General features: G+C 69.0%; 1 protein-coding gene and 2 pseudogenes. All 3 read left to right on the forward strand.

Going from position 1 to position 680, the window contains the following annotated elements; genetic code table 11:
- Positions 1–61 (forward strand): annotated as a pseudogene (locus H928_RS33095) (chromosome partitioning protein ParB); the annotation flags it as partial.
- A complete protein-coding gene (locus tag H928_RS0107440) occupies positions 58–603 on the forward strand; it encodes a DUF2840 domain-containing protein (RefSeq protein ID WP_017234566.1) in 546 nt (181 codons plus the stop codon). The pseudogene H928_RS33095 and the gene H928_RS0107440, both read left to right, overlap by 4 nt.
- Positions 600–680, forward strand: a pseudogene (locus tag H928_RS33100) (S26 family signal peptidase); the annotation flags it as partial. The gene H928_RS0107440 and the pseudogene H928_RS33100, both read left to right, overlap by 4 nt.

The raw sequence follows: 680 nt of genomic DNA on the forward strand, positions 1-680 counted from the left end.
ACTGCTGCGCGGCCTGCTGGAGCGCGAGTTTCCAGAACACCGCAGGGAGAACACACCATGATCGCATCCGCTTTGCCTGCCGCTGGTGCGGCCACGGCTGTACCAGCGCCACCATTCCCAGCACACGCGGCGCGGCCTATTTCAACGCCGCTAACGCGCGTTTCGCTGGCCTTCCTGGAGCACCGTTTCAAGCTCTATCTGCGCTTCGGCGAACCCGCGCGCACGCACCGGTTCGACCGCTGGCGCAGTCTCGCCGTGTTCCTGCCGAACGCCGTTTTCTGCCGCATTCGCTGGCAGGCCAACGACTACGGCACCGTGCGCTGGCAGCTCATGGTGATGCAGGCTTGCACGCCGCTAGATGAGGAGCAGCGCATCCCCGGCGTGCAGCCGGGCGCGCGCTTGCTGTTGCACGCCGAAGGTGAGCAATCGGTGCGCGCCGTGCTGGAGCGTATCGACGCCATCGAGGCGCTGGGCATCGCGCCCGCTGCCGTTTCGCCCGCGTACTGGCGCACGCTCGCCAACCGGCTCGCTGCGCGCCTGCCGCTGCCCGAATACACCGCCGAGCGGCACTCCGCCTGGCTCATCGGGAGGGCGCTGCCATGACCGCCGTTTCGACTACCGGCACCGCACCGCGTCCTCGCTTGCGCCTGCGCGCTCGCATCGTGCTGGCGGGCCTGTCC

Origin of the sequence: Comamonas sp. B-9 (assembly GCF_000410635.1) — a bacterium.
GTDB lineage: Bacteria > Pseudomonadota > Gammaproteobacteria > Burkholderiales > Burkholderiaceae_C > Comamonas.